This window comes from Clavibacter zhangzhiyongii (assembly GCF_014775655.1).
In the GTDB taxonomy this organism is placed as follows: Bacteria; Actinomycetota; Actinomycetes; order Actinomycetales; family Microbacteriaceae; genus Clavibacter; species Clavibacter zhangzhiyongii.
The window spans coordinates 1,480,646-1,503,119 of sequence record NZ_CP061274.1; the positions used below are offsets into that span (position 1 = coordinate 1,480,646).

General features: G+C 74.1%; 22 protein-coding genes and 1 tRNA gene. 19 read left to right on the forward strand and 4 right to left on the reverse strand.

The genetic code is table 11. The annotated features are described in order from the left end of the window. The first annotated feature begins 73 nt into the window (after window positions 1-73). The 6 genes from H9X71_RS07070 (at window position 74) to ndk (ending at window position 7,572) form a co-directional block, all read left to right on the forward strand. Entirely contained in the window at window positions 74-679 is a 606-nt protein-coding gene (locus H9X71_RS07070) for a TetR/AcrR family transcriptional regulator (RefSeq protein ID WP_191148951.1), read from the forward strand. Between the two features lie 66 nt (window positions 680-745). Further along, on the forward strand, window positions 746-1,504 hold the full coding sequence (locus H9X71_RS07075) for a class I SAM-dependent methyltransferase (protein ID WP_191148952.1): 759 nt from the start codon (window positions 746-748) through the stop codon (window positions 1,502-1,504). Between the two features lie 247 nt (window positions 1,505-1,751). Next, window positions 1,752-5,072: an isoleucine--tRNA ligase gene (gene ileS / locus H9X71_RS07080; protein WP_191148953.1), complete on the forward strand. Its 3,321-nt coding sequence runs from the start codon at window positions 1,752-1,754 to the stop codon at window positions 5,070-5,072. Continuing rightward, window positions 5,069-6,643: a bifunctional folylpolyglutamate synthase/dihydrofolate synthase gene (locus H9X71_RS07085; RefSeq protein ID WP_191148954.1), complete on the forward strand. Its 1,575-nt coding sequence runs from the start codon at window positions 5,069-5,071 to the stop codon at window positions 6,641-6,643. The genes ileS and H9X71_RS07085 overlap by 4 nt, the downstream gene beginning before the upstream one ends. After that, window positions 6,640-7,143, forward strand: coding sequence for a DUF4233 domain-containing protein (locus tag H9X71_RS07090; RefSeq protein WP_191148955.1), 504 nt, complete (start codon window positions 6,640-6,642; stop codon window positions 7,141-7,143). The genes H9X71_RS07085 and H9X71_RS07090 overlap by 4 nt, the downstream gene beginning before the upstream one ends. Window positions 7,144-7,152: 9 nt before the next feature. Next, entirely contained in the window at window positions 7,153-7,572 is a 420-nt protein-coding gene (ndk, locus tag H9X71_RS07095; protein WP_119382021.1) for a nucleoside-diphosphate kinase, read from the forward strand. 63 nt (window positions 7,573-7,635) lie between these two features. Here ndk and H9X71_RS07100 read toward each other — a convergent pair whose 3' ends face one another. Beyond that, window positions 7,636-8,244, reverse strand: coding sequence for a vitamin K epoxide reductase family protein (locus tag H9X71_RS07100; RefSeq protein WP_191148956.1), 609 nt, complete (start codon window positions 8,242-8,244; stop codon window positions 7,636-7,638). 305 nt (window positions 8,245-8,549) lie between these two features. On the opposite strand from H9X71_RS07100, the gene H9X71_RS07105 reads away from it, so the two are divergent. Then, entirely contained in the window at window positions 8,550-11,612 is a 3,063-nt protein-coding gene (locus tag H9X71_RS07105; RefSeq protein ID WP_191148957.1) for an Rne/Rng family ribonuclease, read from the forward strand. Window positions 11,613-11,696: 84 nt separating this feature from the next. Here H9X71_RS07105 and H9X71_RS07110 read toward each other — a convergent pair whose 3' ends face one another. Then, window positions 11,697-11,975, reverse strand: coding sequence for a DUF4031 domain-containing protein (locus H9X71_RS07110; RefSeq protein WP_191148958.1), 279 nt, complete (start codon window positions 11,973-11,975; stop codon window positions 11,697-11,699). A 277-nt stretch (window positions 11,976-12,252) separates the two neighbouring features. Here H9X71_RS07110 and rplU point away from each other — a divergent pair, with 277 nt between their 5' ends. The 11 genes from rplU (at window position 12,253) to H9X71_RS07165 (ending at window position 20,299) form a co-directional block, all read left to right on the forward strand. After that, window positions 12,253-12,561, forward strand: coding sequence for a 50S ribosomal protein L21 (gene rplU / locus H9X71_RS07115; protein WP_191148959.1), 309 nt, complete (start codon window positions 12,253-12,255; stop codon window positions 12,559-12,561). 24 nt (window positions 12,562-12,585) lie between these two features. Further along, window positions 12,586-12,840 (forward strand): 50S ribosomal protein L27, encoded by a 255-nt coding sequence (gene rpmA, locus H9X71_RS07120; protein ID WP_012299161.1) that lies wholly within the window; start codon window positions 12,586-12,588, stop codon window positions 12,838-12,840. A 119-nt stretch (window positions 12,841-12,959) separates the two neighbouring features. Next, complete coding sequence (gene obgE / locus H9X71_RS07125; protein WP_191148960.1) at window positions 12,960-14,498, forward strand: GTPase ObgE; 1,539 nt, start codon at window positions 12,960-12,962, stop codon at window positions 14,496-14,498. Window positions 14,499-14,501: 3 nt separating this feature from the next. Beyond that, entirely contained in the window at window positions 14,502-15,281 is a 780-nt protein-coding gene (gene proB / locus H9X71_RS07130; RefSeq protein ID WP_191148961.1) for a glutamate 5-kinase, read from the forward strand. 63 nt (window positions 15,282-15,344) lie between these two features. Continuing rightward, the gene (locus H9X71_RS07135) at window positions 15,345-16,667 is read left to right on the forward strand and encodes a glutamate-5-semialdehyde dehydrogenase (protein ID WP_244961877.1); all 1,323 of its coding nucleotides are present in this window, start codon (window positions 15,345-15,347) and stop codon (window positions 16,665-16,667) included. A gap of 129 nt (window positions 16,668-16,796) precedes the next feature. Further along, window positions 16,797-17,012 (forward strand): hypothetical protein, encoded by a 216-nt coding sequence (locus tag H9X71_RS07140; RefSeq protein WP_191148962.1) that lies wholly within the window; start codon window positions 16,797-16,799, stop codon window positions 17,010-17,012. Between the two features lie 17 nt (window positions 17,013-17,029). Continuing rightward, window positions 17,030-17,632, forward strand: a complete 603-nt coding sequence (nadD, locus tag H9X71_RS07145) for a nicotinate-nucleotide adenylyltransferase (protein ID WP_191148963.1) — start codon at window positions 17,030-17,032, stop codon at window positions 17,630-17,632. Beyond that, the gene (locus H9X71_RS07150) at window positions 17,629-19,263 is read left to right on the forward strand and encodes a hypothetical protein (RefSeq protein ID WP_191148964.1); all 1,635 of its coding nucleotides are present in this window, start codon (window positions 17,629-17,631) and stop codon (window positions 19,261-19,263) included. Before nadD ends, H9X71_RS07150 begins: the two co-directional genes overlap by 4 nt. 39 nt (window positions 19,264-19,302) lie before the next feature. Further along, window positions 19,303-19,680 (forward strand): ribosome silencing factor, encoded by a 378-nt coding sequence (gene rsfS, locus H9X71_RS07155; RefSeq protein WP_012038183.1) that lies wholly within the window; start codon window positions 19,303-19,305, stop codon window positions 19,678-19,680. Between the two features lie 34 nt (window positions 19,681-19,714). Further along, the gene (locus H9X71_RS07160; protein ID WP_191148965.1) at window positions 19,715-20,122 is read left to right on the forward strand and encodes a TFIIB-type zinc ribbon-containing protein; all 408 of its coding nucleotides are present in this window, start codon (window positions 19,715-19,717) and stop codon (window positions 20,120-20,122) included. A gap of 104 nt (window positions 20,123-20,226) precedes the next feature. Next, window positions 20,227-20,299, forward strand: a tRNA-Ala gene (locus H9X71_RS07165). 67 nt (window positions 20,300-20,366) lie between these two features. Here the strand turns inward: H9X71_RS07165 and H9X71_RS07170 are convergent. Both H9X71_RS07170 and H9X71_RS07175 read right to left on the reverse strand, forming a co-directional pair. Continuing rightward, window positions 20,367-20,705: a DUF8129 domain-containing protein gene (locus H9X71_RS07170; protein WP_191148966.1), complete on the reverse strand. Its 339-nt coding sequence runs from the start codon at window positions 20,703-20,705 to the stop codon at window positions 20,367-20,369. A gap of 61 nt (window positions 20,706-20,766) precedes the next feature. Continuing rightward, window positions 20,767-21,951, reverse strand: a complete 1,185-nt coding sequence (locus H9X71_RS07175; RefSeq protein ID WP_191148967.1) for a baeRF2 domain-containing protein — start codon at window positions 21,949-21,951, stop codon at window positions 20,767-20,769. Between the two features lie 139 nt (window positions 21,952-22,090). On the opposite strand from H9X71_RS07175, the gene H9X71_RS07180 reads away from it, so the two are divergent. Beyond that, window positions 22,091-22,447 carry a hypothetical protein gene (locus H9X71_RS07180; RefSeq protein ID WP_191148968.1) on the forward strand — a complete coding sequence of 119 codons (357 nt, stop codon included), beginning with the start codon at window positions 22,091-22,093 and terminating at the stop codon, window positions 22,445-22,447. Window positions 22,448-22,474: the final 27 nt, after the last annotated feature.

Here is a 22,474-nt window from a genome sequence, read left to right on the forward strand (position 1 = left end):
CTGGTGCGGGTGGTTTCTGTACCGCGTCCAACAATACGCGAGGGATCCGGCTCCGGTGCGCGAGGATGGGCCCATGACCTCCGCCCGTCCCGCCGGCCGCCCGCGCCGCTCGTCGCGCGCGACGCTCGAGGAGGCCGCGGCGGAGCTGTTCCTGGAGAACACGTACGCCGCGACGACCGTGGAGCAGATCGCGCAGCGCGCCGGGGTGAGCCGGGCCACCTTCTTCAACTACTTCGCGTCCAAGGCCGACCTGCTGTGGGCCGGGCTCGACGACACGCTCCGCGCGTTCGGCGACGCGCTCGCCGCGACGGATCCCCGGGAGCCCGCCGTCGACGCCGTCGTCGACGCGCTGGCCCGGGCCGCCCGCACGCGCGGCGAGGGCTGGCTGCCGCTCGCCCTCACGCAGCACGAGGTGATGGGGCTCGGCGCCGACGTCGCGGGGGAGGGCGTGACGCGCGCGGCCCCGCTCGTGGATCCCGTCGCCCAGGCGCTCGCGCGGGCGTCCGCGCATCGCGCGTCGGCCGCACCCGTCCGCATCGCCGCCGCGGCGCTCGCCGCGACGACGGCCGCCGCCGTGATCGCGTGGGCGGGTGACGGCGTCGGCCGCGGGCCGCTCGAGGACGCGGTGCGCCGCGCCCTGGATCCCCTCCGCGCCGCCCTCGCCGCCACGCTCGCCTGACGCCCGGCCGCCTGGCCGCCCGACGGACCGCGCCTTCCCGGCCTCGCCGCGGGCCAGGATGGGCGCATGACCGCCGACGTCGCCCCGCAGCCCGACCACGCCGCCCTCGCCGCCTCCTTCGGCGGGGTCGCCGCGCAGTACGACCGGGTCCGTCCCGGCTACCCCGACGCCGCCCTCGACTGGATGCTCCCCGCCGGGACCCGCCGCGTGGTCGACCTCGGCGCGGGCACCGGCAAGCTCACGCGGCTCCTCGCCGCGCGCGGCATCCGGGTCACCGCGGTGGAGCCGGACGCGGAGATGCGCAGGGTCCTCGCCGAGGCGTCGCCGGACGTCGTCGTCGTGGCCGGCAGCGGCGAGTCGATGCCGCTCGACGACGGCGAGGAGGACGCGGTGCTGGTCGCGCAGGCGTGGCACTGGATGGACGCGGGCGACGCGGCCCGCGAGGCGGCGCGCGTCCTCCGCCCCGGCGGCCTGCTCGGCATCGTCTGGAACGTCATGGACCTGGAGGTGGACTGGGTCCGCGAGCTCGACGCGCTCCTCCAGCCGGGCGGGCGGTCCTCGGGCCGCGCCGAGGAGCCTGGCCCGTTCCCCGGCTTCGGCCCCGTGGAGCACGCGGCCTTCCCGCACGTCCACCGCATGGCGCCGGAGGACGTGGTCGCGCTCGCGGGATCCATCAGCCGCGTCATCGTCCTCCCCGACGCCGAGCGCGCGGAGCGCCTCGACGACGTCCGGACCCTCCTCGCCGGTCACCCGGACACGGCGGGCCGCGACGAGCTCGACCTGCCGTACCGCGCGGACGCGTACCGCGCCCAGCTCGGCGGCTGAGCCCGCCGGATCCACCGGCCGGGCGCGCTAGGATCGGTGGCACAGGCGCCGATCCGGCCATCACCGGGGAGCCTTCGGAAGAGCGCACCGCACGCACGTCGCGGGGCAGGTAGAACCGAACGGGTCGGGCCCGTCATCGCCTCTGGAGAGTGGCCGCGCGTCGCGTGGCAAGCGGGGTGGTACCGCGCTCGGGATCGGCACGCGGATCCGGGCGTCCTCGCGGAGAGCCGACGCCGCAGGAGATGCCATGACCTACCCCCGTCCCGTCCCCGACGACCCGCACGCCCCCGACCAGGTCGCGGCGAGCCCGCGCTTCCCGGAGATCGAGACCGGCATCCTCGCGTTCTGGAAGCGCGACGACACCTTCCGCGCCTCCGTCGAGCAGCGCGAGGGCTGCGACGAGTGGGTCTTCTACGACGGCCCGCCCTTCGCCAACGGGCTGCCGCACTACGGGCACCTCCTCACCGGCTACGCCAAGGACGCCTTCCCGCGCTTCCAGACCATGCGCGGCAAGCAGGTCCACCGCCGCTTCGGCTGGGACACGCACGGCCTGCCCGCCGAGCTCGAGGCGATGCGCCAGCTCGGGATCACCGAGAAGAGCGAGATCGAGGAGATGGGCGTCGAGGAGTTCAACGCCGTCGCCCGCCGCTCGGTGCTCGAGTACACGGGCGAGTGGGAGGAGTACGTCACCCGCTCCGCGCGCTGGGTCGACTTCGAGGACGACTACAAGACGCTCGACATCGACTTCATGGAGTCGGTCATCTGGGCGTTCAAGGAGCTGCACACGAAGGGCCTCGCGTACGAGGGCTTCCGCGTGCTGCCCTACTGCTGGCACGACCAGACGCCGCTGAGCAACCACGAGCTCCGGATGGACGACGACGTCTACCGCATGCGCCAGGACCAGTCGGTCACCGTCACGTTCCCGCTCGTCGGCGCGAAGGCCGAGTCGCTCGGCCTCACCGCGGTGCGCGCGCTCGCCTGGACGACGACGCCCTGGACCCTGCCCACCAACATGGCGCTCGCGGTCGGACCCGACATCACCTACGCCGTCGTGCCCGCGGGCCCCGCCGGCACGCCCGACTCCGAGGCGCCCGACTCGCTGCCCCGCGCGTCGTCCGTGCAGCTCGCGGCGGAGGTGCTCGGATCCGAGTACCTCATCGCCCAGGACCTCGTCGGGAACTACGCCAAGGACCTCGGCTACGCGTCCGCCGACGAGGCCCGCGCCGCCGTCTCCCGCACCGTCCTCGGGCGCCAGCTCGAGGGCGTCGCCTACGACCGCCTCTGGGACTTCTACGCCGACGTCGAGCGGTTCGGCACGGAGAACGCGTGGCAGGTGCTCGTCGCCGACTACGTCACGACCACCGACGGCACGGGCATCGTGCACCAGGCCCCGGCCTACGGCGAGGAGGACCAGCAGGTCTGCGCCGCCGCCGGGATCCCCGTGATCCTCTCGCTCGACGAGGGCGGCCGGTTCGTCGACACCGTGCCCGAGGTCGCGGGCGAGCTGTGGTCGGACGCGGGGAAGACGCTCACGCGCATGCTCAAGGCGCAGGGCCGCCTCATCCGCCAGGCCAGCTACGAGCACTCCTACCCGCACTGCTGGCGCTGCAAGAACCCGCTCATCTACAAGGCCGTCTCCAGCTGGTTCGTGCGCGTCACCGACTTCCGCGACGACATGGTGCGCCTCAACCAGGACATCTCGTGGACGCCCGAGAACGTCAAGGACGGCCAGTTCGGCAAGTGGATCGGCAACGCCCGCGACTGGTCGATCAGCCGCAACCGGTTCTGGGGCAGCCCCATCCCGGTGTGGAAGAGCGACGACCCGGCCTACCCGCGGATCGACGTGTACGGCAGCCTCGACGAGCTCGAGGCCGACTTCGGCGTGCGCCCGACGGACCTGCACCGCCCGTTCATCGACCGCCTGACGCGCCCGAACCCCGACGACCCGACGGGGAGGAGCACCATGCGGCGGATCGAGGACGTGCTCGACGTCTGGTTCGACTCCGGGTCCATGCCCTTCGCGCAGGTGCACTACCCGTTCGAGAACCGCGAGTGGTTCGACCAGCACAGCCCCGCTGACTTCATCGTCGAGTACATCGGACAGACCCGCGGCTGGTTCTACACGCTGCACGCGCTGTCGACGGCGCTGTTCGAGCGGCCCGCCTTCTCGAGCGTCGTGAGCCACGGCATCGTCCTCGGCAACGACGGCCAGAAGATGTCGAAGTCCCTCCGCAACTACCCGGACGTGAACGAGGTCTTCGACCGCGACGGATCCGACGCCATGCGCTGGTTCCTCCTCGCGAGCCCCGTGCTCCGCGGCGGCAACCTCGTGGTCACCGAGGAGGGCATCCGCGAGGGCGTCCGCCAGGTCCTCCTGCCCCTCTGGAGCACCTGGTACTTCTTCTCCCTCTACGCCAACTCGGCGGCACCCGGCGGGTACGACGCGCGCCGCGACACGACGAGCGACGACGTGCTGGACCGCTACATCCTGGCCCGCACCCGCCGGCTCGTGACCGAGGTCACCGCGCACATGACGGCGCTCGACTCGACGCTCGCGGCGGCCGCGCTCCGCGACTTCGCCGACGTGCTCACCAACTGGTACGTGCGCCGCAGCCGCGACCGGTTCTGGGCGGGCGTCGAGGCCCAGGCCGACGGCACCGTCCGCGGCACCCAGGCGTTCGACACGCTCTACACGGTCCTCGAGACCGTGGCGCGCGTCTCGGCGCCGCTCCTGCCGCTCGTCTCCGAGCGCATCTGGAAGGACCTCACGGGCGGGCGCAGCGTCCACCTCGAGGACTGGCCGGAGCCGGACGACCTGCCCGCCGACGACCGCCTGGTCGAGGTGATGGACCGGGTCCGGCAGGTCGCGTCCACCGCGCTGTCGCTCCGCAAGCAGTCGGGCCTCCGCGTGCGCCAGCCGCTCGCGCGCCTCACGGTCGTGAGCGACGACGCGGCCGGGCTCGCCCGGTTCGAGGACATCCTCCGCGACGAGCTCAACGTCAAGGCCGTCTCCGTCCAGGAGCTGACGCCCACGAGCGCGGCCGACGCGGGGATCACGCGCCGCCTCACCGTCAACGCGCGCGTCGCGGGCCCCCGCCTCGGCAAGGGCGTGCAGCAGGTCATCCGGGCCGCCCGCGAGGGCGACTGGACCGAGCAGGACGGCGAGGTCGCCGCGGGCGGCGTGCCGCTCGTGGCCGGCGAGTACGAGCTCGTGCTGGAGGTGGCGGGCGACCGCGCCGACCAGGCGCTCGCGCTCCTGCCGGGCGGCGGCTTCCTGCTGCTCGACACCGCGCTCACGCCCGAGCTCGAGGCCGAGGGCCTCGCGCGCGACGTGGTGCGGAACGTCCAGGACGCCCGGAAGGGCGCGGGGCTCGACGTGAGCGACCGCATCGCGCTCGTGATCCGCCTGGACGCCGCGGGCGCCGAGCAGGCGGAGCGGTTCCGGGACCTCATCGCCCGTGAGACCCTGGCGGTGGCGCTGCGGATCGACGCGGCCGCCGAGCCGTCGGCGTCCGGCATCACCGTGGGCGGCGGTTCCCCCCTGGACATCGAGGTGGAGCGAGCATGAGCGACCAGCAGGGCGGACGCCCCTTCGACGACGACGCGGACGACGTCCGGCGCGACGACGACTTCGACCGCGAGGGGGACGAGGGCGTCGACGCCGCGGCGCGCGCCCTCGACCCCGACCCCGACGGCCTGAGCGACGACCAGCTCTTCGCGGACGACGCGGCCGAGCTCCGCCGCGAGGCCGAGCGGTCGATCGTCGCGGGCCGCGAGGTCGACGACGAGAACTACTTCGAGCGCGAGGGCGACGCCGTGTACCAGGCGCTCCTCGCCCGCGTGGGGGAGCAGGCGCCGCAGCCGCGCCTGTCGGCGACCCGCCGCGTCGTCGAGCTGCTCGGCGACCCGCAGCGCGCCTACAAGGTCGTGCACGTCACGGGCACCAACGGGAAGACCTCGACGAGCAGGATGACCGAGAGCATCCTCCGCGCGGCCGGCCTCCGGACGGGCCTCTTCACGAGCCCGCACCTGGTGCGGCTCAACGAGCGCATCGTGGTCGACGGCGAGCCCATCACGGACGAGGCGCTCAGCCGCAACTGGGCCGACGTCGAGCCGTTCATCGACCTCGTCGACCAGGAGCTGGTCGCGGCGGGCGAGCAGCCCGTCACCTTCTTCGAGGCGCTCACGGTGCTCGCGTTCGCGTCCTTCGCGGACGCGCCCGTCGACGTCGCCGTCATCGAGGTCGGCATGGGCGGCGAGTGGGACTCCACGAACGTCGCCGACGGCGAGGTCGCGGTGTTCACCCCCGTCTCGCTCGATCACACGCAGCGCCTCGGCTCCACGGTCGCGGAGATCGCGCGCACCAAGTCGGGCATCGTGAAGCCGGCCGCGGACGTCGTCTCGAGCGCCCAGGTGCCCGAGGTCGTCGCGGAGCTCACGCGCGCCGCCGAGCTCACCGAGTCCACGTGGTCGATGGAGGGGGAGCGCTTCCGCCTCCTCGACACGACCCTCGCGGTCGGCGGGCAGGTCATCAGCGTGCAGGGCCTCGCCGGCACCTACCGCGACGTCTTCCTCCCGCTGTTCGGCGCTCATCAGGCGCAGAACGCCGCGGTCGCGATCGCCGCGGTCGAGTCGTTCCTCGGCGGGGGCGACCACGCCATCCACGACGACGTGCTCGCGGAGGGCCTCGCCACCGCGACGAGCCCCGGCCGCCTGCAGGTCGTCGGCACCGAGCCCACCGTGCTCGTCGACGCGGCGCACAACCCCGCGGGCGCGGCGTCGCTCGCGGCCGCGCTGCCCGTCTACTTCACGTTCGACCGCGTGACCGCCGTCATCGGCGTGCTGGCCGACAAGGACGCCGAGGGCATCGTGCGCGAGCTCGCGCCCGTCGTCGACCACTTCATCGTCACGGCGTCGACGTCGGAGCGCTCGGTGGATCCCGACGAGCTGGCCCGCGTCGTCGTCGGCGTCGTCGGCCGCGACCGCGTCACCGTCGAGCCCGACCTGCGCACGGCCCTCGAGGACGCGCGCGACTCGGCGGGCGAGACGGAGAAGGGCGCGGCGCTCGTCACCGGCTCGATCCTCCTCGTCGGCGAGGCCATCGCGCTCGCGCTCGACGAGGGCTGGAAGACCGCGTGAGCACCGACGGCAGCCCGGCCCGCACCCGGCGACCCCGGCCGCCGCGCACGACGGTCGAGATCCTCGGGTCCATCGTCATGGGCTTCCAGGTCATCGTCGTCTTCCTCGCGAGCCTCGTCGCCTTCGGCCTGGAGGCGCTGCCGCCGCTGCCCGCGCTCGGCGGCGGCGCGCTGCTCGTCGTCGCGATGCTCGCGGTCGTCGGCACGCTGCGCACGCCCCTCGGGATCCGCGCCGGCTGGGTCGTGCAGGTGCTCGTCGTCCTCACGGGCTTCGTGCTGCCGGCCATGTTCGCGGTCGGCGGCTTCTTCCTGCTGCTCTGGATCTACGCCATGGTCCAGGGCGCGCGCATCGACCGCGAGAAGGCGGCCGCCCGCGGCGCGTGGGAGCAGGCCATGCTCGACGAGCAGCAGGCCTCGCGCCCCGACGGCGTCGCGGATCCCGACCACGACCGCCCCACCGACCACCGACCGACCACCGAGCCGCCGGCTCCCACCCCGTAGGAGACACCCATGACCGCTCCCGTCCAGGAGACCCTCGTCCTCGTCAAGCCCGACGGCGTCGCCCGCGGCCTCACCGGCGAGATCCTCCGCCGCATCGAGGCCAAGGGCTACCAGATCGTCGACCTCCGCATGGTGCAGGCCGAGCGCGCCCTGCTCGAGCAGCACTACGAGGAGCACCAGGGCAAGCCGTTCTACGAGCCGCTCGTCGAGTTCATGGAGTCGGGCCCGGTCGTCGCCGTGCGCGTCGCCGGCAACCGCGTCATCGAGGGCTTCCGTTCGCTCGCCGGCACGACCGACCCCACCGGCGCCGCCCCCGGCACGATCCGCGGCGACCTCGGCCGCGACTGGGGCCTCGCCGTGGCCCAGAACCTCGTGCACGGCAGCGACTCGCCCGAGTCCGCGGCGCGGGAGCTGGCACTCTGGTTCTAGCCGCCGCATGGACGAGGGGCCGACCGGATCATCCGGTCGGCCCCTCGTGCGTCTGCCCTCCGCTCAGCCGAGCAGCGTGGGGAGGAGCGCCGGGAACGTCGCGATCACGGCGACCACGATGATCGCGTAGTTCAGCACCACGACGGCCCACGTGTAGGGCGCCACCGCATCCGCCGCGCGCCGGACGCCGGACGGCACGGGGATCAGCCCCGCGCGGGCGGTGGCCGCGAGCGTGCCCCACCAGAGCGGGATCATCGCGCTCCACACGAGCAGGCAGTAGGGGCAGAGCGCGCCGATGACGAAGACGCTCTGCGTGAAGAGCCAGGTCACGAACACCCAGCCGCCGAGCGTGCCCAGCGCGAACAGCGTCCAGAACCAGCGCGCGAACCGGGCGCCGGCCAGGGTCGCCATGCCGATCACGACCGGGACGACGAACACGGCCACGCCGATGAGCGGGTTCGGGAACCCGAGCAGCGACCCCTGCGGCGACTCGATGACGGTCGCGCAGGAGATGAAGGGGTTGATGTCGCAGGAGAGCGACGCGCCCGGGTTCTCCAGGAGGTTCAGCCGCTCGAGCACGAGGACGAAGGCGCCGATCCAGCCGACGACGCCCGTCACGACCAGCAGGAGGGCCAGGGAGCGGGGGTGCACGGGGGCCCGGGTCGCGGTCATGCGGCGATCATGGCAGACCGGTCACGGCCGACCCTGACGGCCGGGTGGACGTCGGCGTGCGATACTGGCTGGCAGGTCGGCCCGCCGCGCGGGACGACCGCCATGAAGAGTCTTTCCCGGGGCAGACCCGGGCCGCACGGCACGTCCGGCGGCGGATAGCCAGTTCCGTACCAGTGCGCACGACCGAAGCCTCGGGCCGGCCGTCGCAGACCAGGATCGACGGAGAACCGCGGATGCGGGGATCCACTCGGAGAGCTACCGGGGTACGGCGCGGCCGTACCGACCGGTTGAGGAGTGCACCAGAGATGGTGGAGAGAGACGAGAACACCGGCAGGAGGCGTCCGCGCCTCTTCGAGCGGCTCACGGGCCGCCGTGCCGAGCCGACCGCGGCACCGGAGACGGACGGCACGCCCGTCCTCCCCGCGTCCGCGACCCCCGAGGCGAGCGGTACGGCCGCCGCCTCCGAAGCGAAGGGCCTCACCCTGAACGAGAACGACGACACCCAGTCCACGCCCGAGCAGCCCGAGACGCCGGTCGCCCGGCGCTCGCGCCGCGCCGGCACCGCCGCGTCCGCCCCCGCGGGAGCCTCGCCGGACGACGCCAGCGTCGACGCGTCCGCCGACGCGCCCGCGGCCTCGGGCTCCGACGCCGAGGCGCCGGTCGCCGATGCGGAGGCCGCGGCGCCCGCCGCGCGCGCGCCCCGCAAGCGCGCCCCGCGCAAGTCCGCGGTCGCCCCCGCCGAGGAGGCGCCGGCCGCAGCCGACGCGTCCGCGGACGACGCGGCCACCGAGGACGGGGTCCTCCCGACCGCGTCCGCCGAGCAGCCGGCCGCCGAGCCGGAGGCCGCGGCGCCCGTCGCCCCGGCCCGCTCGCTCCCGTCCCTCTCCGTCTTCTTCCAGGCCCCGGACATCGCGCCGCTGCCGCCCCGCCGCGAGCGGGACGACCGTCGTGACGACCGCCGGCAGGACGAGGACGACGACCTCGACCGCGACGACCGCCCCTCGCGCTCCTCGCGCCGCGGCGGTCGCGGACAGGACCGCAGCACGGGCCGCGACGGCCGCGAGCGCGACCGCGACGACGACCGCGACGACGAGGACGACGCCCCGTCGGTCCGCCGCCGCGCGCGCCGCCGCTCCGGCGAGGAGGGCCGCGACGGCGACGACGCGCCCGGCACCGTCGTCAAGGTCCGCACGCCCCGCGAGCCCGAGCTCATCACCGAGCCGCAGCGGATCAAGGGGTCCACGCGCCTCGAGGCGAAGAAGCAGCGTCGCCGCGACGGCCGCGACGCCGGCCGCCGCCGCCCCGTCCTCACGGAGTCGGAGTACCTGGCCCGCCGCGAGTCGGTCGACCGCAGCATGATCGTGCGCTCGCGCGACGGCAAGATCCAGATCGGCGTGCTCGAGGACCAGGTGCTCGTCGAGCACTACGTGGCCCGCGCCGACGAGGCGTCCCTCATCGGCAACGTGTACCTCGGCCGCGTCCAGAACGTGCTGCCGAGCATGGAGGCCGCCTTCATCGACATCGGCCGCGGCCGCAACGCCGTCCTCTACTCCGGCGAGGTCGACTGGGAGGCCGCGAACGCCGACAAGGGCGGCGGCAGCCACGCGCGCCGCATCGAGGTCGCGCTGAAGCCCGGCGACCGCGTGCTCGTCCAGGTCACCAAGGACCCCATCGGCCACAAGGGCGCCCGGCTCACGAGCCAGGTCAGCCTCCCGGGCCGCTACCTCGTCTACGTGCCCAACGGCTCGATGAACGGCATCAGCCGCAAGCTCCCCGACACCGAGCGCGCCCGCCTGAAGAAGACGCTCAAGGAGGTGCTGCCCGAGAACGTGGGCGTCATCGTCCGCACGGCCGCCGAGGGCGCGACCGAGGAGCAGCTGAAGCTCGACGTCGAGCGCCTCACCTCGCAGTGGGCGGAGATCAGCCGCCAGGTCGAGAAGGCGCAGGCGCCCGCGCTCCTGCACTCCGAGCCCGACCTGCTCCTGAAGATCATCCGCGACGTCTTCAACGAGGACTTCCGCGAGCTCGTCATCGACGGCGGCGACGCCCAGGAGATCATCGAGGGCTACCTGCGCGGCGTGGCTCCCGACCTCATCGACCGGGTGCAGGCGTACACCGGCGAGAAGGACTCCTTCGACCACTACCGCGTCAGCGAGCAGATCGAGAAGGCGCTCGACCGCAAGGTCTGGCTGCCCTCCGGCGGCTCGCTCGTGATCGACCGCACCGAGGCCATGACCGTGGTCGACGTCAACACGGGGAAGTTCGTCGGATCCGGCGGCAACCTCGAGGAGACCGTCACCAAGAACAACCTCGAGGCCGCGGAGGAGATCGTCCGCCAGATGCGCCTGCGCGACATCGGCGGCATCATCGTCGTCGACTTCATCGACATGGTGCTCGAGACCAACCGCGACCTCGTGCTCCGCCGCCTGGTGGAGTGCCTCAGCCGCGACCGCACCAAGCACCAGGTCGCCGAGGTCACCTCGCTCGGCCTCGTGCAGATGACGCGCAAGAAGCTCGGCCTCGGGCTCCTGGAGTCGTTCTCCGAGAACTGCGAGACGTGCGCCGGGCGGGGGATCATCATCCACCACGACCCGCTCATGGCCCACAAGCAGACGCCGCAGGAGCCCGTGCAGGGCCAGGGTCGTCGTCGCGGCGGCAAGGGCCAGCAGGACCACGGCAACGGAGGCGGCGGCAACGGCAACGGCGGCAACGGCGGTGGTCGCGGCAACGGCGGCGGCCAGGCGCAGCAGCAGCAGCAGCGCACCCCCGCGGCGAGCACGCACAGCATCACGGACGACGCGCGCTCCGCGCTCGCCAAGATCGCCACGAGCACCATCCAGACGGTGAACGACGCCATCGACCGGGTCGAGGACGTCGTGCGCGCGCCGGACGAGCCCCAGGCCGTCGAGCGCCCCGCGACGGAGGCCCCCGTCGAGGAGCAGCCGCGCGGCGACCGTCCGCGTCGCAGCCGCGGAGGCCGCGGACGCGCGTCGTCCGCGACCGCCACCCCGTCCGCGACGGAGGCGCCCCAGCAGCCGAAGGCGCCCGCCGCCGAGGAGCCCGCCGCCCCCGCGGAGGACCCGACGCCCGTGGACGCGCCCGTCGAGGAGCCCGCGCTCTCGACGCTCGAGCCGCGCGAGGCCATCCGCCTCGAGCCCGTGCAGATCCTCGACATCCCGGTGGCGAGCACGCGCACGGCGCCGCGCCGCGTCAGCTCGGCCGACGCGGAGCAGCTCCTCGGCTCCGTGCTCGACGCCCTGCCGCAGCCCAAGGAGCCGGGCCAGGGCCGCTCGCGCAGCCGTCGCGTGTCCACCGCGACGCTGACGACCCCGTCGCCCGCCGCCGACGGCGACGACGACGCGAGCTGATGCCGCGGCCGTCCCCGCGGCGGTCGCACGACGAGAGGGCCCGGAGCGCATGCTCCGGGCCCTCTCGTCGTGCCACCCGCGGTGTCAGGCGGTCGGCCGGCGCCGCTCCCGCTGCGTGACCCGCAGGCCGCTCGCCTGCAGCCGCCGCACGAGGTCGCGGTTCGACACCGGCACGGCGCCCCGCGCGACGAGGTCGTCGTACCGCGCCTCGGGCACGTCGTAGTGGTCGCGGTCGAAGCTCCGCTCGGGGAGCCCGGCGGCGCGGGCGAAGGCATGCAGCTCCTGGAGCGAGGAGTCGCTCACGAGGTGCGCCCACAGCGTCCCGTGCGCGGGCCAGGCGGGTCGGTCGAGGAGCACGCTCATCCTGCGAGCATAGGCACGCCGCCGGGCACGACGGGTGGCGCACCGCCGCGACGCGCCCGGCGCGGATGCCGGCGCGGGCGACCTGCTCCCGTATGATCGTCCGAGGACGCCGGGGGTCCGGAGTTTGACCCCTGTCCGGCGTTCCGGTAACGTGAGTCGCTGGCATGCGTCGATCCTCGAGATCGGGCGCCTGCAGCAGACTTCCTCCAATGAATCGGGCCACGAGGCGTCATGTCCTCAGTGAGTCAAGCCCGCGAGAGAAAACAGGTACGGAAAAGTGGTTTACGCAGTTGTGCGCGCCGGCGGTCGGCAGGAGAAGGTGGAGGTCGGGACCATCGTCACGATGGACCGGGTCAAGAACCAGCAGAGCGGCAAGGTCGTGCTCCCCGCGGTCCTGCTCGTCGACGGCGACACCATCACCACGGACGCCGCGAAGCTCGCCGACGTCACCGTCAGCGCCCAGATCCTGAACGACCTCCGCGGTCCCAAGATCGTCATCCAGAAGTTCAAGAACAAGACCGGGTACAAGAAGCGCCAGGGGCACCGCCAGGACCTCACGCGCGTCCAGGTCACCGAGATCAACTAGCACCGAGACCGCAGGGAGATACAGATGGCACACAAGAAGGGCGCGAGCTCTACCCGCAACGGCCGTGACTCGAACGCCCAGCGCCTCGGCGTGAAGCGCTTCGGCGGCCAGGTCGTCGGCGCCGGCGAGATCATCGTCCGCCAGCGCGGCACGCACTTCCACCCCGGCGTGAACGTCGGCCGTGGCGGCGACGACACGCTGTTCGCCCTCTCGGCCGGTTCGGTCGAGTTCGGCGTCAAGGGCGGCCGCAAGGTCGTCAACATCGTCGTCCCGGCCTAGCGCAGGCCGACAGCACGGACCCTGCAGCGGCTCGGCCGCGCAGCACAGCAAGGGCGGGCCTCGGCCCGCCCTTGTTCGCGTTCCGCAGGGGACACCTCTAGAAGAAACGAGCGACAGCCATGGCGACATTCGTCGACACCGTGACCCTCCACCTCCGGGCGGGACACGGCGGCAACGGCTGCGTCTCGGTGCGCCGCGAGAAGTTCAAGCCCCTCGCCGGCCCCGACGGCGGCAACGGCGGCAACGGCGGCGACATCGTGCTCGTCGCCGACCCCCAGGTCACGACCCTCCTCGCCTACCACCGCGGGCCCCACCGCTCGTCGCAGAACGGCGGCCCCGGCATGGGCGACCACCGCCACGGCACGCTCGGCGAGACGCTCGAGCTGCCCGTGCCGGTCGGCACCGTCGTCAAGGACGCCGACGGCGAGGAGCTCGCGGACATGGCGACCCCCGGCATGCGCTACGTCGTCGCGGAGGCCGGCCAGGGCGGCCTCGGCAACGCGTCGCTCGCCACCACCAAGCGCAAGGCGCCCGGCTTCGCGCTCCTCGGCACCAAGGGCCAGGAGGGCGACGTCGTCCTCGAGCTCAAGGTCGTCGCCGACGTCGCGCTCGTGGGCTACCCGTCGGCCGGCAAGTCGAGCCTCGTCGCGGCCATCTCCGCGGCCAAGCCGAAGATCGCCGACTACCCCTTCACCACGCTGCACCCGAACCTCGGCGTCGTCGAGGTCGCGGACTCCCGCTACACCGTCGCGGACGTGCCGGGCCTCATCGAGGGCGCGAGCGAGGGCAAGGGCCTCGGCCTCGAGTTCCTCCGCCACGTCGAGCGCTGCTCGGCGCTCCTGCACGTCCTCGACTGCGCCACGCTCGACCCGGGCCGCGACCCCATCTCGGACCTCGACATCATCCTCGCCGAGCTCGCCGCCTACCCGGTGCCCGCCGGCCAGGTGCCGCTGCTGGAGCGCCCGCAGCTCATCGCGCTGAACAAGATCGACGTGCCCGAGGCGAAGGAGCTCGCCGAGCTCGTGCGCCCGGAGCTCGAGGCGCGCGGCTACCGCGTGTTCGACATCTCCACGGTGAGCCACGAGGGCCTGCGCCAGCTGTCCTTCGCCCTCGCCGAGCTCGTGGAGGACGCCCGCAGGAAGGCGGCCGAGGAGCCCGAGGCGCCGCGCATCGTGCTGCGACCGCGTGCCGTCAACGAGAAGCCCTTCACCATCCGCGTGGACGGCGGCAGCTACGGCGACGTCTACCGCGTGCTCGGCACCAAGCCGGAGCGCTGGGTGCAGCAGACCGACTTCACCAACGACGAGGCCGTCGGCTACCTGGCCGATCGGCTCGCGAAGCTGGGCGTCGAGGACGGGCTGTTCAAGGCCGGGGCGGTCGCCGGATCCAGCGTCGTGATCGGCGAGGGCAACGGCGTCGTCTTCGACTGGGAGCCCACGCTCACGTCCACCGCGGAGCTCATCACGAGCCCCCGCGGCGCGGACGCGCGCGTCGACCCCCTCAACCGCCGCACCAACCAGGCCCGCCGCGAGGACTACTTCGCGCGCATGGACGCCAAGGCGGAGGCCCGGGCCGAGCTCGTGCGCGAGGGCGAGGCCGGGCTCTGGGCCGACGAGGACGGGACGGACGAGGGCGGCTCCGCGGACGAGAAGGCCTGACGCGTGGGCACGACCACGCGCGCGGGCATCGCGTCCGCCCGCCGCATCGTCGTGAAGGTCGGATCGTCGTCCATCAGCGGGCCGAACGCCGGCCAGATCGCGCCCCTCGTGGACGCGATCGCCGGCGTGCACGCCCGGGGCGCCGAGGTGGTGCTGGTCTCGTCCGGCGCCATCGCGACGGGGATGCCGTTCCTCCGCCTCGACGACCGCCCGGCGGACCTCGCCACGCAGCAGGCGGCGGCGGCGGTCGGCCAGAGCGTGCTCGTCTTCCGCTACCAGGAGAGCCTCGACCGCTACGGCATCGTCGCGGGCCAGGTGCTCCTCACGGCCGGCGACCTCGCCGCGCCCGACCACCGCGAGAACGCGCAGCGCGCCATGGAGCGCCTGCTGGGGCTGCGGCTCCTGCCGATCGTCAACGAGAACGACACCGTGGCGACCCACGAGATCCGCTTCGGCGACAACGACCGGCTCGCGGCGCTCGTCGCGCGGCTCGTCGACGCCGACCTGCTGCTGCTCCTGTCGGACGTGGACGCGCTCTACACGCGGCCACCGCAGGAGCCCGGCGCCCGGCGCATCGAGCACGTCGACTTCGGCGACGAGCTCGAGGGCGTCGAGATCGGCAGCACGGGCACCGGCGTCGGCACCGGGGGAGCGGTCACCAAGGTCGCGGCCGCGCGCCTGGCGGCGGAGGCCGGCACGGGCGTGCTGCTCACGTCGACGGCGCAGGTCGCCGACGCGCTCTCCGGCGCGCACGTCGGCACCTGGTTCGCGCCCCGCGCCTGACGCGCGCGCCTCCGGGCGTCACCAAGCGGCGCGGTGCGACCGCCGCTGGCTAGGCTTCCTGCCATGCCCACGCTCGCCTCCGGCGCCCCCGACGTCGTGCCCGTCCCCGCCCCCGAACCCAGGGAGGACGCCCTCCCGGACCCTGCGCTCGAAAGGATCCTGCACAGCGCGCGCGCGGCGTCCACCGACCTCGCGGCGCGCACCTCGGGGGAGCGCGACGCGGCGCTCGAGGCCATCGCCGCCGCCCTCCTCGCCGCGACCGACCGCGTCGTGGCGGCCAACGCCGAGGACCTCGCCGCGGGGCGCGCGTCGGGCCTCGCCGCCGGGCTGCTCGACCGGCTCGCCCTCGACGCGCGTCGCGTCGGCGCGCTCGCGGACGCGGTCGCCGGGATCCGCCGCCTCGACGACCCGCTCGGCCACGTCGTCCGCGGCCGCACCCTCCCGAACGGCCTCCTGCTGTCGCAGGTGCGCGTGCCCTTCGGCGTCGTCGGCGCCATCTACGAGGCCCGGCCCAACGTCACGGTCGACATCGCGGCCCTCGCCCTCCGCAGCGGCAACGCGGTCGTGCTGCGCGGCGGATCCGCCGCCCTCCGCACCAACGCCGTGCTGGTGGACGTGATGCGCGGCGCCCTCGCGGCCGCGGGCCTCCCCGCCGACGCCGTGCAGACGGTCGACGCGCACGGCCGCGCGGGAGCCGCCCGCCTCATGCGCGCACGCGGCCTCGTCGACGTGCTCGTGCCCCGGGGATCCGCCGACCTCATCCGCACCGTGGTCGAGGAGTCGACCGTGCCCGTCATCGAGACGGGCGCCGGCGTCGTGCACGTGTACCTCGACGCCAGCGCCGACGAGCGCATGGCCGTCGACATCGCGGTCGACGCGAAGGTGAGCCGCCCGAGCGTCTGCAACGCCATGGAGACGCTGCTCGTGCACCGGGACGCGGCGCCGCGGATCCTGCCCGCCGTCCTCGACGCGCTCCGCGACCGGGGGGTGACCGTGCACGGCGACGACGCCGTCCGCGCCCTCTGGCCCGATGCCGTGCCCGCCACCGACGAGGACTGGGCCGCCGAGTACCTCTCCCTCGACGTCGCCGTGCGCGTCGTCGACGCCGTCGAGGACGCCGTGGCGCACATCGCCCGCTGGTCGACGCACCACACCGAGTCGATCGTCACGTCCGACCTCGCCGTGGCGGAGCGCTTCCTCGCGGCCGTCGACTCCGCCGTGGTCATGGTCAACGCGTCCACGCGCTTCACCGACGGATCCGAGTTCGGCTTCGGCGCGGAGGTCGGCATCTCCACGCAGAAGCTGCACGCACGCGGGCCGATGGGGCTGCAGGAGCTCACGAGCACCAAGTGGATCGTCCGGGGGAGCGGGCAGGTGCGCGGCTGACCCGCGGTCGGACGCCGTCGCGAGCGCGCGGCGGCGCGCCCGCGCGCACGTGCACCCCGCCCAGGGGGCCGCCGATAGGATGGCAGGCGCCGCCTCCGCGCCACGGGGCGTGCCACGAACGGAGACCACATGCACGCCCTGACCACCACCCTCCTCGCCGAGACCGAGCACGCCATGGAGCTCGCCGCTCCGCTCTGGGTCTTCCCGGCGGTCGCGGCCGTCGCGTTCGTCGCCCTCGGCGTCGTCATGTTCAGCTTCCGCGACGTGAGCAACCGCCACTCGGACAAGTGGGGCAAGCCCCCCGTCGCCGAGCAGGGCCACGGCACCGCCGACTCGACGCACTGAGCGCGAGCGCCTTCCACATGACGACACCCGCGACCCCGCGCCTCCGCATCGGGGTCATGGGCGGCACGTTCGACCCCATCCACAACGGCCACCTGGTCGCCGCGAGCGAGGTGCAGCAGCACCTGCAGCTCGACGAGGTGATCTTCGTCCCCACCGGGCAGCCGTGGCAGAAGCAGACGGTCACGGACGGCGAGCACCGGTACCTGATGACCGTCATCGCGACGGCCGCCAACCCGCGCTTCACCGTGAGCCGCGTCGACATCGACCGCGCCGGCACCACGTACACGATCGACACGCTTCGCGACATCCGGCGCTCGCACCCGGACGCGGAGCTGTTCTTCATCACCGGCGCGGACGCGATCCAGCAGATCCTCGGCTGGAAGGACGTCGCCGAGCTGTGGGACCTGGCGCACTTCGTCGCCGTCACGCGGCCCGGTCACGACCTCACCGAGAGCGGCCTCCCGCACGCCGACGTAAGATTGCTGGAGGTCCCGGCGCTGGCGATCTCCTCGACCGACTGCCGGAGCCGAGTCGGACGCGGCTTCCCCGTGTGGTACCTCGTCCCCGACGGAGTCGTCCAGTACATCTCCAAGCACCACCTGTATCGGAGCCCGCTATGACCCCCTCCCACGATGCGCCCGACACCGGGCCGACCTCGTTCGACGACGGTCCCGCTCCCGCGACCCTCGGGCTGAGCCGCCGCGAGATGCGCGCCGCCGAGCGCGCCCGGGCCCTGGCCCTCGGGATCGACGAGGCCGACGACGCCCCGGCGGGGGAGCAGTCCGCCGGTCCCGACGAGGTCGCCTCGGCTCCGGCCGACGACGCCCCCGGTCATGGCGCCGACACCGGCGCGCAGCCCGCCGACTCGGCCGGCGAGGACGCCGCGCTTCCGGCCGAGGAGCCCGCTCCCGCCGCCGCGCCGATCACCGCGCCCGGCGTCGGACCCGACACCTCCGCGATCCTCCTGTCCGGCGGCGTCCTCACGCGCCGCCAGCTCCGCGCGATCCGGGAGGCCGAGGAGGCCGCCCGCGAGCAGCGCGGCTCCGAGCACGGCGAGCCGGCGGACGAGGCCGGCGCCGCCGCTCCTGCACCCGCGGAGCCCGCGCCCGTGGAGCCCGCCGACACGCCGGCCTCCGACGCGGTCGCGCCCGTCGACGACGCACCTGCGGCGTCCGCCTCTGGGCCGTCCGTACCGCCGTACGCGCGCTACGGCCGCGGCTCCCGCGCGACCCCGCGCCCGCGGGCCCCGTACGGCAGCGCCTACCGCCGATCCGCCGCCGCGGACCCCGCCGGCCCGGTCGCGCCGGAGGACAGCGGCCCCGTCTCCGAGGAGACGGCGACGCCGCTCATCGCGGCCCAGGACGGTGCCGTAGAGGACGCCGCCGTCGCCGACGCGTCCGCCGAGCAGGAGCCCCGTGACGTCGCCAGCGGCCCCGCCGCCGACGCCCTCGCGGACCGCTCCGCCGAGACCCCGTCCGCCTGGCCGTTCGCCCCGATCGTCCCGTCGGGCGACCCGGCCGACCGCGACGTCGATGCGTCCGGCGAGCAGCCGACCGTGCCGCCGCTGGCGTCGCACGTGCCGAGCCGCGACGAGGACCCGCGCCCCGCGCCCCTGCTGGAGCCCGTGCCGTGGGTCACCGGATCCGCCGAGCCCGTCATCGAGCCCGCGTTCGGCACCCGCGCCTCCGCCGTCGCCGAGGACCTCGAGGGCGCGGACGCCACCGACCGCGTCGCGCCGGAGGACCGCGTCGTCGTCGACGCCCCCGGCGTCACGACCGAGACCGGCGACATCCGCGCGCCGTTCACCCCGCCGACCGGCCACTGGTCGGTGCAGGACCAGGTGGACGAGGACCAGCCGCACACCGGCAACCACTTCATCCTCCCCACCGTGCCCCACGCCAACGACATGCAGCAGGCGCTGAACAGCACGGGCGAGATCATCATCACCGGCTCCATCGACCTGCCCCGGAGCCTCGGCTCGATGGGCACGCACCCCGACCGGTTCGACACGGCCGACATGGACCGGATCCTCGAGCAGGGCGACGACCACGATCACGCCCACGCGGGATCCGACTCGGAGCCCGTGCGCGCCAGCCGCGCCGTCAGCACCCACACCTCGACGCGCGCCGTCGTGCAGCCGCCGCCCCGCAAGCGCTTCACCGCGCCCGTGGTGGCGGCCGTCACGGCCGGGGGAGTCGCCGTCATCGGCGCGGGCCTCGTCATCGTCGCGTTCATGACGAATGTATTCTGATCGTCTGATCCACCACCCCACCCGTCCCGGAAGGACTCTGTGACCGCTTCTCCCCGCGCCCTCGACCTGCTCAAGGTCGCCGCCCTCGCTGCCGACTCCAAGCAGGCCATCGACCTGGTCGCGCTCGACGTCTCCGGGCCCCTGCCCCTCACCGACGTCTTCCTCATCGCCTCGGCCCGCAACGAGCGGAACGCGCAGGCGGTCGCCGACGAGATCGAGGACAAGATGATCGAGGCCGGCGCCAAGCCGCTGCGCCGCGAGGGGAAGAGCGAGGGCCGCTGGATCCTCCTCGACTTCGGCGACGTCGTCGCCCACGTCTTCACCGAGGAGGACCGCATGTACTACTCGCTGGAGCGCCTCTGGAAGGACTGCCCCGTCGTCGCCCTCGAGATCGAGCCGACGGCCTCCGCATCCTGATCCGCACCCGTCCCGCCCGCGAGGAGATCCCCGCATGAAGTGCCCCAACGACTCGGCCACCCTCGTGATGAGCGAGCGCGCCGGGGTGGAGATCGACTACTGCCCCGACTGCCGCGGCGTCTGGCTCGACCGCGGGGAGCTCGACAAGATCCTCGACCGCGCGGAGCAGGAGACGCGGTCCGCCCCGGCGTCCGCGTCGCCCGCGGCTCCTGCCGCGCCGCTCGGCGGGTACCCGGATCCGGGTCGCGACGACCGGCGCCGCGATGACGACCGCCGGCACGATGACGACCGCCGGCGCGATGACGACCGGGATCGTCCGTACGGACGCGACGACCGCGGCTTCGGCGGCGGGTACGTGGCGCCAGGGGGTCACCCGCAGGGCGGCGCATACGGCGGGAAGCGCCGCAAGAAGGAGAGCTGGCTCAGCGAGCTCTTCGACTGAGCGCGCCTCCGTGCGGATCGACCGGGGCGGAGGATGCCCTGGTCATGAGGCGGTCGGAATGTGTAGTAATGTAGACGAGTCGCTTCCGCAGGGAAGCGGAGAACGGGTCTGTGGCGCAGTTGGTAGCGCACCTGCATGGCATGCAGGGGGTCAGGGGTTCGAATCCCCTCAGATCCACCGCACGAGCCCCGCACCTCATCGAGGTGCGGGGCTCTTCGCATGTCACGCGCCGATGCCTCACGCGTCAGCGCGGCTGCGCGGGGTTCGTCGGGTCGCCCTGCGACGGCGGGTTGATCGGCGGCCCGCTCGTCGCCGGCGTCACCTGCTCCCGGTGGCCGCCCTGCGCCACCTCGGGCATCACGGCGGGGATCGCGCCCGTGGGCTCTGCGCCTTCGCGCAGCGCCTCCAGCCGCCGCTCCAGCACCTGCATCACGGGCAGGCGGTCGCCGTGCGCGCGCTCGTAGGCGACCAGCAGCAGCACCTGGCGCTCGTCGAGCGGGTGCAGGCGCTGGGGGAGCGTCCCCAGCGGGATGTGGTCGAACTCGGGCAGCGGCAGGTCCTCGTGTCGGGGTGCGTCGGTCATCGTCCCTCCTCCTGTGTCGTGGTGCGGGTGTTCGGTGCGCGGCGGGCCGCGGCGACGGGGGTCATGCGACGGCCCCGGTGCCCGGGATCGCGGGTCCCTCGGGCCAGCGCAGCAGGGCGGCCGCGGAGCCGCCGCCGGGCAGCCCGATCGCGTCCTCGCCGTCCGGCGCGCTCGTCGAGTCGGTGAGGACGACGCGTGCGTCGGTGAGCAGGGCGGCCCGGGTGAGCGCGACGTGCGCCGGCACCCGCCCGAGGATCTCCGCGCCGAGCGCGTCCTCCGGGGCGGTCGCGATCCACGGTGCGGCGGAGAGCGCGAGGAGCCGCTCGTCCCGGAGGGCGTCGGCGTCGAGCACCAGCGTGTCGACCTGCGCGCTCGCGAGCGCCCGGACGACGGCGCCGACGCGCGTCTCGGCCCATCCGTCCCCGCGTCCGTCGTGCTCGGCCACGCGGTCGAGCACGTCGCGCTCGCCCTCCGCGAGGATCCGCTGCAGCTCCGTCCGGATCCGCTCCTCCAGCGCCGTGGGGTCCGCGCCGTCCGCGCGCGTGTTCGTGGGTTCGACGGCGAGGATCGCCCGCGACTCCGGTCCCAGCTCGCCCTCGAGGAGCTGGCGCGCGCGGATGTCGCCCGCGACCACCAGGAGCCGGGGCCGGTGGCGGCGCACGACGTCGTCGATCCGCTCCGCGAGCTCGCCCTGCGTCTGCCGCCAGATCTCCTCGGCGTGGTGCTGCAGGCGGTCCTGCCGCCAGCCGCCCGTCTTCACGGGGTGCAGCGTGTCGGTGCGCCCCTCGACCGCGCGCTCGGCGACCAGCTCGTCCGGGCCGGCGCGCAGGACCCGGACCTCACCGCCGTCGCGGCTCGTCTCCACGACGACGTAGACGATGCGCTCGGGCTCCCGCTCGAGGAGCGGCACGAGGTCGGGGACGGGCACGACGCCCGCCTCCTCGGGCTCGGTCGGGATGCCCGGGATCGACTCGTCGACGACCAGCTCGCCGGCCTCGACGAGGATCACCCGCGTGCGCGGGCCGCCGGGCGCCGGCTCGTGGGCGAGCGCCGAGGAGACCTGGGCCAGGTCCTCCTCGGACGCGCCGTCCCGAGCGAGCCGGTCGATGACGCTCTTCCGCCGGGTCTCGAGCACCTGGGGCGGGTCGGCCGTGTCCACGGAGTCGTCGAGGTGCACCTGGACCCAGGGGCCGGGGCGCCGCAGCAGCTCCGCCCAGGAGGGCCGGTCGGGAGTGGGGTCGGTCATGGGTCGCCTCCGTCTCGTCGCGATGGTGCGTCCACCCGACGCCTCCGGGTGCGGGCGCGCCTAGGGCCTTGACAGGAGCGGTCCGGGGTCTCCGCTCCCCGATCGGGGGGCTGTCCTCCACTTGGAGGACGCGGGTACCGTGGCACAGGTCATCGACCCCTGGAGCTCCACAATGTCGCACGCCACCCTGCACCGGACGCACGCCACCGACCCGCACCGCACGTCGGTGGTCGGGTCCGCGGTGCTGGGCTTCCTGGCCGCGTTCGTGGTGGGCGCGGCGGTCATCGTGACCCTCCTCGTCACCTCGTTCGCGCAGGGCACCGAGGGCTACGCGGGCCTCGACGTCCCCGGCGTCGTCAGCACGCGGATCGACCACGGCAGCGTCGTCACGCAGATCGGCCCGGGCGGGTTCCTCTTCCCGCTGGCCGCCGGTCTGCTCGTCGGGCTCATCGTGGCCGTCGTCGTGTACGCCCGCCAGCGCGGCGCCGAGGACTGACCGGCGCGACCCCGGCCCAGCCCGCGC